The organism is Virgibacillus alimentarius, assembly GCF_000709085.1.
Lineage (GTDB): Bacteria > Bacillota > Bacilli > Bacillales > Amphibacillaceae > Virgibacillus_B > Virgibacillus_B alimentarius.
On record NZ_JFBD01000092.1, the window covers coordinates 1 to 9398 of the forward strand.

The 9398-nt window shown below is 36.9% G+C and carries 9 protein-coding genes; 5 read left to right on the forward strand and 4 right to left on the reverse strand.

The window, feature by feature from the left end:
- Nucleotide 1 precedes the first annotated feature (1 nt).
- Together GZ63_RS0113720 and GZ63_RS0113725 are read right to left on the reverse strand one after the other, a co-directional pair.
- Nucleotides 2-1177 (reverse strand): M20 family metallopeptidase, encoded by a 1176-nt coding sequence (locus GZ63_RS0113720; protein ID WP_029270497.1) that lies wholly within the window; start codon nucleotides 1175-1177, stop codon nucleotides 2-4.
- Nucleotides 1178-1283: 106 nt separating this feature from the next.
- Nucleotides 1284-1718, reverse strand: a complete 435-nt coding sequence (locus GZ63_RS0113725; RefSeq protein ID WP_029270499.1) for a ferritin-like domain-containing protein — start codon at nucleotides 1716-1718, stop codon at nucleotides 1284-1286.
- Between the two features lie 102 nt (nucleotides 1719-1820).
- Here GZ63_RS0113725 and GZ63_RS0113730 point away from each other — a divergent pair, with 102 nt between their 5' ends.
- The gene (locus GZ63_RS0113730) at nucleotides 1821-2468 is read left to right on the forward strand and encodes a phosphatase PAP2 family protein (protein ID WP_029270501.1); all 648 of its coding nucleotides are present in this window, start codon (nucleotides 1821-1823) and stop codon (nucleotides 2466-2468) included.
- Nucleotides 2469-2520: 52 nt separating this feature from the next.
- Here the strand turns inward: GZ63_RS0113730 and GZ63_RS0113735 are convergent, their stop codons facing one another.
- Nucleotides 2521-3018 (reverse strand): antibiotic biosynthesis monooxygenase family protein, encoded by a 498-nt coding sequence (locus GZ63_RS0113735; RefSeq protein ID WP_029270503.1) that lies wholly within the window; start codon nucleotides 3016-3018, stop codon nucleotides 2521-2523.
- A gap of 186 nt (nucleotides 3019-3204) precedes the next feature.
- Between GZ63_RS0113735 and GZ63_RS0113740 the strand changes: the two genes are divergently transcribed.
- The 4 genes from GZ63_RS0113740 (at nucleotide 3205) to hemY (ending at nucleotide 8931) form a co-directional block, all read left to right on the forward strand.
- A complete protein-coding gene (locus tag GZ63_RS0113740) occupies nucleotides 3205-5379 on the forward strand; it encodes a transglycosylase domain-containing protein (protein ID WP_029270505.1) in 2175 nt (724 codons plus the stop codon).
- A 138-nt stretch (nucleotides 5380-5517) separates the two neighbouring features.
- The gene (gene hemE, locus GZ63_RS0113745; protein ID WP_029270507.1) at nucleotides 5518-6552 is read left to right on the forward strand and encodes a uroporphyrinogen decarboxylase; all 1035 of its coding nucleotides are present in this window, start codon (nucleotides 5518-5520) and stop codon (nucleotides 6550-6552) included.
- Between the two features lie 31 nt (nucleotides 6553-6583).
- Complete coding sequence (gene hemH, locus GZ63_RS0113750) at nucleotides 6584-7519, forward strand: ferrochelatase (RefSeq protein ID WP_029270509.1); 936 nt, start codon at nucleotides 6584-6586, stop codon at nucleotides 7517-7519.
- Nucleotides 7519-8931, forward strand: coding sequence for a protoporphyrinogen oxidase (gene hemY, locus GZ63_RS0113755; protein WP_029270511.1), 1413 nt, complete (start codon nucleotides 7519-7521; stop codon nucleotides 8929-8931). Before hemH ends, hemY begins: the two co-directional genes overlap by 1 nt.
- A 235-nt stretch (nucleotides 8932-9166) precedes the next feature.
- Here the strand turns inward: hemY and GZ63_RS18485 are convergent.
- Nucleotides 9167-9398: hypothetical protein (locus GZ63_RS18485; protein WP_226374430.1), on the reverse strand; the 232-nt coding region annotated here is incomplete at its 5' end.

Sequence of the window (9398 nt, forward strand, 5' to 3'; positions counted from 1 at the left end):
TTTATTTATGTTCTTCCTGATAGTCAAAATACGCCTGGATTAATGTTTTAGCTGCAATAGGCAAAGCGCGTTCATCAATATCAAATTTAGGATGGTGGTGCGGGAACTCATGATTTTCTATTTGTGCTCCAGTAAAAAAATAAGCACCAGGTCGTTCCATCATATAATAAGCAAAATCTTCCCCAGCCATCTCCGGAATAATTTCTTCGGCTTTATGAATTTCAGGTATCTTATTGGCGGATTGCAGCACTAGGTCTGCTTCTTTTTCATGATTAATAAGTGGAGGATAACCATCGTTATAGTTTAGGGTATAGGTTGCATCGTTTCCTATACATACCCCTTTAATAATTGTTTCCATTTCTTTTTTCACTTGCTTTTGAACATCTTTACGAAGATAACGGACGGTTCCGGTTAATCTTGCTTTATCGGCGATAATATTAAATGCATCCCCAGCCTCAAACACACCGATTGTGATGACAGCTGTGGCTAAGGGATCAATACGTCTGCTGACAATTTTTTGTAACTCTGACACGACCTGAGAACCAATCACAATTGCATCTTTTGTATGATGTGGTTGTGCACCATGTCCTCCTTGTCCCTGGATAATAATTTCAAAATCATCAGCACCAGCCATGAAAGCATTTTTTGAGGTTTGCAGTACACCTAAAGGAGTTGTCGCCCATAAATGTGTTCCAAATATAGCATCAACCTCATTCAGTGCCCCGGCTTCGATCATTGGTTTTGCTCCTCCTGGCACCTGCTCTTCTGCATATTGATGCAGGAATTTAATTGTACCAGGTAATTCTGATTGAAATGGCTGTATTGCTTTAGCAAGTGTCAGGAGGACTGCCGTATGTCCATCATGGCCACATGCATGCATAACGCCATCTATTTTGGATTTATATGGAACATCATTTTCTTCTTGAATGGGAAGAGCGTCAAAGTCAGCTCTTAAAGCAATTGTTTTACCAGGTTTTCCACCTTTTAATGTGGCAATAACACCATTGCCTCCAAATTTTTCTTGGTAGGGGATGCCTAATTTTTCGTAAAAGTCACTAATGAATGTAGCAGTTTCTGTTTCATGAAAGGAAAGTTCTGGATATTGATGCAGATACCTGCGTATGTCAACCATTTCCGAATACAATTCATCAATTGCTCTATGTATATCTTTTATCAAAAAAATCCCTCCCTCTGTTTGAATTATATCATTTTTTAGGTAATATGTAATAATTAAAAGAGGATAGTATCAAATTACTATCCTCTAGTTTGATTGAAGTGAGTTTTTAAGCGAATGCTGGATCTTGCAGTATACGCTCTACTTCTTGTTTATGATTTGTTTCATCTGCGATCAAATCTTCCAATTTTACTCCAAGTTCTGTATATCCTAATGCATCTGCTTGTTGTTTTCTTTTCTTATAACGTTCGATTGTGTCTGTTTCGGCTTTAAGTGTAGCCTCAAGAAGGTCTTTTACATCTGTTGGTTGCTCTACTTCTGCAGCTTTTGTTGTCGGGGTGCCACCTAAAGCACTGATTTTCTCTGACAAATATAAAGCATGACCCAGTTCTTCTGAAATTTCGCTTTCAAAAAATGGCTTCAGTGCAGGTCGATATAAACCAGAAACAACAGCTGCACTATAAGTGTATTGGATCGCTGCCCCATATTCATGAGCTAAGTCTACATTTAAACCATCGATTAGTTCTTGTAATTCTTGATTCATCGTCTATCCCAACCTTTTTGTTTTATCGTTATATAATACAATTCCCTATTTTTTTCTTTTAAAACTTTTTTAGGTTATTATTTTAGGGAGGAGGTATTGTTCATGTCAAAAAAAAGACTTTATAGTATTCTCTTTTTATGTGTATTTACCTTTATTATAATGACCAATTGGTTTGTTCAAATCATAAATGGAAAAATGCCATATCTCGATCAATGGACAAGGGCACTTGTAGACACACTGGCTGATACGAATATATTTATGGTTTCTCGCTGGATTACTGAATTAGGTTCTGCATCTTTTTTAGTACCCTTTACGTTACTAATGAGTATTTGTTTTTGGTGGCTGTTTCACGAATGGATAACTCCGCTACTGTTTGCTTTGGGTACCTTGATTAGTCATTATATGAATGTCATCATTAAGATGCTGGTTTCTAGGGAACGGCCTCGTATTTTCACTGAAGCAAATGCTGAAGGTTATAGTTTCCCTTCCGGACACGCAATGATTTCTCTTGTTTGCTATGGCTTGTTTACCTATTTTATTACAGAAAAAATAAGTTCCAAGAAATTGAAACTTTGTGTAAACCTGGCTTCAGCAATACTCATTTTTATGATTGGTATGAGCAGGTTTATTATTAATGTCCATTATTTGACAGATGTATTAACAGGATTTATGTTTGGTTTCATCATGCTTATAGTTATTATTTATATTCATAAGTATGTTGTGCACAGGTTTTTGAATAAGCAAATGTAAAAAGAGGACGGCCTTGTAGCAATTAATGTTCCCGAGACACCCTTATGATTATTTATTGATCTGGATCAATCATCTGATAACTCGTAATAAATGGACGTTCGAGAAAATATGCAGGTGGTTTGGTTGTTTTCTCCTGATGCGCTTTGGCAAATTGGTCCGATTTTTTCCAGTTTTCGAAATCTTGTTCTGAAGCCCATTGTGTTAAAACAATATACGTGTTCCCTTTAGCAGGCGAAAGTAAGCGGAACGCCTGAAATCCAGGCATTGTTTCGACTCCATTTTGACGATTTTTAAAACGATCTTCAAAGACTGGGTGTTCTTCTTCGGCAACAGGTATATTATTCATAACAATAAATCCTTTATCTTGTATATCTCCCTTAGAAGTTAGTACGTTATAAGTTCGTCCAGATGAAAAAACATTTTTATGATTACCTTCATAGTATACGACAGTACTTGTACCATTGTTCATAAAATAAAAATGGATATTAGGGTGTTTTTTATTAAGGCTTTTTAAAAAGTTTAATGTTCCATTTGTCATAAAAGCTTTCAATGTATGATCCCCCTTTCAATTGATTTCACTATCCATCATACCCTATTGTATGTCCAGTTAGCCAAAATTTTTACTTATTTATAATTAATATTAAAAAATAATTAGTATTTATTTCTTTTAGATTGAAGAAATATGTCGTATAATATATAACGATGATTGGATTACAATCATGCCTGAGGTGAACAAATGAACGAAAATTATCGAAGTCGTAAAGAACGATTATTCTCTATGTCTCAGAAATTGAAAAAGCCGCTATTTATTATGGGCTTTATCGTAGTTCTCGGGTTAATAGGCTACGGGCTGATTTTATTTGGAGGCAAACTCGTAGTTAACCAAGAAGATCTGGTTTTAGACACAACAACAACCATCGAAACAGCTGATGGAAAAGTGATAAGCAAACTATATAATGAAAATCGCATACCCGTTTCTATTGATGATATACCAGAACATGTGAAAAATGCTTTTATTTCCATAGAAGACAGGCGTTTTTATAAACATGCCGGGGTTGATTTCAAATCCGTTATGCGCGCTATTTATCGGGATATTATTGCATTTCAAAAAGTGGAAGGGGCAAGTACACTAACCCAGCAACTTGCAAAAAATTTATTTCTAACGAATGATAAAACATGGACACGAAAGGCTAAGGAAGTAATGGCAGCTGTCTATTTAGAACGACAGCTTCCGAAAGAACGCATTTTGGAATTGTATTTAAATCAAATGTATTTTGGACAAGGTCTTTATGGTGTCGAAGCAGCATCCCAAAAATTTTTTTCTAAGTCTGTCAAAGATTTATCCATTGATGAAGGAGCATTGTTAGCAGGATTGGCAAAAGCACCAAATGGATATTCACCAATAAAATACCCTGAGAAAGCATTACAAAGGAGAAATATTGTGCTGCAATCCATGGAAAACACCGACATCCTAACTACAGAAGAGCGCCTGCATGAACAAGGAAAGACATTAGGCTTAGACATACAGGAAGAGGAAACAAAACCTTGGGTTGACAGTTATACGGATTTAGTAATGAAAGAAGCTGCAGAGGAATATAAATTGTCGATTGATGAATTAAAACGAGGCGGCTATCGCATTGTTGTTAATTTGGATGATACAATTCAACAAATTGCTTACAATGAATTTAAAAATGACGATTATTTCCCAGGAAATACAACAGATGTCGAAGGTGCTTTTGTCATGTTAGATCAAAAAAGTGGAGAAATTATCGCAGCGGTTGGTGGTCGGGATTACCATTTAGGAGAATTAAATCGCGTAACTGTTAAACGCCAGCCAGGGTCGACAATGAAACCTATTGCTGTTTATGGACCTGCATTGGAGACAGGAGATTATCATCCTTATTCTTTAATACGAGATGAAAAAATTAATTATGATGGATACACAGTAGCGAATTTTAATCACCAATATGAGGGAGCAATTTCCATCTATGAATCACTGAAAGAATCTAAAAATGCTTCTACCGTATGGCTGCTTGATCAAATAGGTATTAATTATTCAAAAAGTTATCTTAAAAAAATGCAACTGGATATTCCAGATAAAGGGCTAGGAATTGGGTTAGGCGGTTTGTCAGAGGGACTATCACCTTTGAGCATGGCAAGTAGTTATCGAACTTTTGCACATGACGGGAAATATATCAATGCCTACACAATAAGTGAAATTTATGACAAAAATAATGAATTGATAGGAGAAGCGGAACCGTCTGAAAAGAAAGTATTTAGCCCACAAGTATCCTGGAATATGACAGAGATACTCACAAGTACGGTGGAAAGCGGTACTGCAAGCGCTGGTAGTTATCCAAAAGCGCTCGCAGGGAAAACTGGTTCAACAGAACATCCTTTCGTGGAAGGAGAAAATAAAGATATTTGGTTTGTTGGATATACTCCTGAATACGTAAGTGCTTTATGGATGGGCTATGATAAGTCGGATAAAGAACACTATTTAACGGGGGGCAGTGAATATCCGACACAGCTGACAAAGAAAATTTTATCAGAAATTGACAATAACTACTCCCTTGAGGCTTCATTTTCAAAGCCTGAAAATGTCGAGGCGTTACAAGAACCGATCGACTTGCCAAAAGTATCCAATCTCCATGCAGAATATACATTCGGCGGGTTTAAGTTAGTTAAGGGAAAGTTAACATGGTCTGGTTCGAATGATGATCGGGTTATCTATCGTATTTATCGCGAAACAGAGGGAGTAAATGAACGTGTTGGAGAAGTAGAAGGGAAGACAGAATATGAAATAAAAGATCTCTCTTTTTTGCAATCAAATAGATATTATGTCGTCCCTTATGACCCGTTAACAAAGCTAGAGGGAGAACGGTCTGAATCAGTTGAATTTTCCGTGTAAAGTATCATGCCGCGCTATCAGAGAAAAAACGTGTAATTTAGACAAATTCATGACAAACATGAACGTTTACTATACAGAATGAATAGAAATCGATATAGTTAATTTTAGCGATAAAGAACGTAAAAAAGGGTGGATGGAATGTCAAAAAAAATCAATGATACAATTATTCGAGCATATAAGGGGGAAACAACAAATTATACCCCTGCATGGTATATGCGTCAGGCGGGCAGATCCCAACCAGAATATTTAAAGCTGAAGGAAAAATACTCTTTATTTGAAATTACGCATCAGCCAGAACTAGGTGCTTATGTTACTAGGCTGCCAGTAGAAAATTATAATCTAGATGCTGCTATTCTGTACAAGGACATCATGACACCTTTACCTGCAATCGGGATAGATGTCGAAATTAAATCAGGGATTGGACCAGTTATTGATAATCCAATACAAAACATTCAGGATATAGAGAAATTGGGTAAGCTTAATCCAAAAGCAGATATTTCCTATGTGTTGGATACGATACGTCTTTTAACAGAGGAACAGCTTGAGGTTCCATTAATTGGTTTTAGCGGGGCGCCTTTTACATTAGCAAGTTATATGATTGAAGGAGGACCATCGAAAAATTACAGCAAAACCAAAGCATTCATGTATCGTGATCCTGATGTGTGGTTTGCATTAATGGATAAATTGGCAGACATGATTATTACTTATGTGAAATCACAAGTGGAAGCGGGTGTCAGTGCAGTACAAATTTTTGATTCATGGGTCGGTTCTTTAAATGTTTCAGACTATCAAGTATTCATTAAACCGATTATGACAAAAATTTTCACTGAGCTTCAAAAGGAAAATGTTCCACTTATTTTATTCGGTGTTGGTGCAAGGCATTTACTACTAGAATGGAATGACTTACCTGTGGATGTTATTGGATTAGACTGGAGAACGACAATTAATGAAGCACGAAAAATGGGAGTAACTAAGGTGCTACAAGGAAATCTTGATCCTGCTATTCTTTTAGCAGATTGGGAAACAATTGAGACACGCACAAAAGCCATTTTAGATGATGGTATGAAGAATGGTGGACATGTCTTTAATCTTGGACATGGAGTGACACCTGATATAAAGCCAGAAACGCTTAAAAAATTAACAGAGCTAATTCACAGCTATTCCAAACGATAAATGAAAACTTATACAGTAGGAGTGTTGAAAAATGGGAAGAAAAAAAATTGGATTACTTGTAATGGCATATGGTACACCTTACAAGGAGGAGGATATTGAGCGTTATTATACGCATATTAGGCATGGAAGAAAACCATCCGAAGAGGCACTCCAGGATCTTACTGACAGGTACAAGGCAATTGGTGGCATTTCCCCTTTAGCGCAGATCACGAAGGAACAAGCGCAAGCATTAGAAACAAAATTGAATGAGCTGCAGGATGCGTATCAATTTAACATGTATATTGGTCTAAAACATATTGAGCCATTTATTGAAGATGCTGTCAAACAGATGGCTAAGGACGGTATAGAACAAGCTATATCCCTTGTACTGGCACCACATTATTCAACATTCAGTGTGAAATCCTATAATCAGCGGGCAGCTGATGAAGCCAAAAAGTACGGAAAGACAACAATTACGTCAGTTGAAAGCTGGTATGATGAGCCAGGGTTTATTCATTACTGGGCGGAGCAAATTAACTCAACATATAATCAGATGACGGCTGAAGAGAGAGAAAAAGCAGTTTTAATCGTATCTGCACATAGTTTACCGGAGAAGATTTTACAAGGCGGGGATCCTTATGTTGAACAATTAAATGAAACAGCGAAGCTTATTTCTGAAGAAACAGGAATTAAGAACTATGAAGTTGGATGGCAAAGTGAAGGAAATACCCCTGACCCATGGATCGGACCAGATGTTCAAGATTTAACACGTGATTTATTTGAACAAAAGGGATACCGTACCTTTGTTTATGCACCTGTAGGATTTGTAGCTGATCACTTAGAAGTGCTGTACGATAATGATTATGAGTGCAAAGTTGTTTGTGATGAGATCGGTGCAAGTTACTACCGGCCAGAAATGCCAAACTCCCATCCGCAATTTATTGAAACACTGGCACGCGTCGTTTTAAAAAAGGTGAGTGATCTGTAATGAATAATACTAGAAATATTGTGATTGTAGGTGGCGGAATAACAGGCTTATCCGCTGCCTATTATTTACAAAAGGAAATTAAACAAAAAAATCTGCCCTATACAGTAAAATTAGTAGAGGCAGGTGACCACTTAGGCGGAAAAATTCAAACTGTTAAAAAAGACGGTTTTACAATCGAGCGAGGACCAGACTCATTTTTAGAAAGAAAAAAATCTGCTGGGAAACTAGCTGAAGAACTAGGTATGACAGATCAATTAGTTCGAAATGGTACAGGACAGGCTTATATTTTAGTGCGAAATAAATTACATAAAATGCCGAAAGGTTCTTATATGGGTGTCCCCACACAAATGAAACCGTTTTTATTTTCAAGCTTATTATCGTTACCAGGAAAACTAAGGACTACTTTGGACTTTTTTATACCGAAAAGCAAAGAAAAAGATGATCAATCACTTGGTTCCTTCTTTCGACGTCGATTTGGAAATGAATTAGTTGAAAATCTTTTGGAACCATTACTATCCGGAATTTATTCGGGGGATATTGACAAGATGAGCCTAATGGCTACATTTCCAAACTTTCATGAATTAGAGCAAACCCATCGCAGTCTTATCAAAGGTTTACGAACAACGATGCCGGAACGAAAAAGAAATACCGGAAAGAAGTCAGGACAATTCCTTGCTTTTAAAAATGGATTTGAATCTGTGGTTGATGAACTAAAACGACGTCTGAATAAAGAAAACATTATTTCCTTAAACAAAGCATTAGATCATGTCGAGAAAAAAGAGCAGGGATACCATCTTCTTTTGAGTAATGGAGAAGTGTATAAAGCGGATACAGTCATTATGGCAACACCGCATTCAGCTCTGCCAAAAGTGTTTAGTCAATATGATATTTTTAAAAATTTTCATGATATTCCGATGTCGTCTGTTGCTAACGTAGCACTTGCTTTTGATCAATCAGCCATTAAGAAAGATGTGAACGGCACGGGCTTTGTCGTTTCACGCAACAGTAACTTCCGCATTACCGCTTGCACTTGGACACATAAAAAGTGGCCACATACAACGCCTGAAGGTAAAGTATTATTACGCTGTTATGTTGGGAAACCAAATGATCAAGAAATCGTTGGTTTTTCAGATGAGGAAATTACCAATATTGTCTTAAAAGATTTAAAGAAAACGTTGAAGATTAAAGGGGAACCAGCGTTTACAGTTGTTACCCGCTGGAAAAATGTAATGCCACAATATACAGTAGGACATGCGGAACGTATTGCTAAGGTTCGCCAAGAAATGAGTGGGCAATTACCTGGTGTATTTTTAGCAGGTAGCTCCTACGAAGGTGTAGGCATACCGGACTGCATTACTCAAGGGGAACAAGCAGTGGAAAATGTACTTGCTTTTCTGCAGAAAAAGGCTTGAAAGGAACTAATAAGTCCTCTTTAAGGGTAAGGATTTGGCATTAAAATATGGAGAAACTATAGCAGAGTATTTTTCTATGATCGATTAGTGAGATACCTAGAGTGTTAGAGACCGATCATGGTTGAAATAGTTTTTATCAAGTGCATGAGTATTCGAACCCAGTCAGCGAAGCAAGAAACGTTCCTTCATCAAGAAGAATGAGTGCCTAAACGCAGTCTGTTCACCAAAAAATCCATCATTCGATTAAGAGTAGATTTTGGATATACAAAGAAGCGCATAATCTGTCACGCACGCTGCACAGTTTATTTCGAAGAGGCTGGGACATAACTAGCCCCAAATAAACAAAATCGGTTGTGTTTATCAATAAATGATAAACGCAACCGTTTTTTCTTTTGTTTTTATGTGAAAATGTTCCATTTTTATTGTTAATGGCGGTATACTTCCTTAAATTTACCGCCATTAACGCA